The organism is Mesorhizobium sp. L103C105A0 (genome assembly GCF_000502215.1).
Classification (GTDB): Bacteria; Pseudomonadota; Alphaproteobacteria; order Rhizobiales; family Rhizobiaceae; genus Mesorhizobium.
On sequence record NZ_AYXF01000048.1, the window covers coordinates 1 to 373 of the forward strand.

At 59.0% G+C, this 373-nt stretch carries 1 pseudogene; it reads left to right on the plus strand.

From position 1 onward, the window contains the following. Positions 1-231 (plus strand): annotated as a pseudogene (locus tag X727_RS1000000168725) (hypothetical protein); the annotation flags it as partial. Between the last annotated feature and the right edge of the window lie 142 nt (positions 232-373).

Below are 373 nucleotides of genomic sequence, written 5' to 3' on the forward strand. Positions count from 1 at the left end.
GACAAAGGGACCTTTTCCTGGGACTGGCAGATTCCAGACCCGGTCACTGAGAACCACCCCCGAGCGCCTTTGAGCTTCCACACGCCGGGGCAGCTCGCCGGCAGCCCGTTTGCCACTCCCGGTCAAGCCGCTATCAAATTCAACAGCTTCTGGACCATACAGATCGAGACGGCTGGTCGCTCTTCGCGACGCATCCGGTCAATCGCGAGGATCTTCCCTTCAGGCTGGTGACTGGCCTGGTGGATTCCGACCGGTTCAGCGATGGGGGCATCAATTTCCCGGCGATCTGGACGGAGCCCGGATTCTCTGGCGTGCTCAGGAAAGGAACTCCAGTCACGCCAATATCTCGTATGCCGTCTTCTGCTTGAAAAAA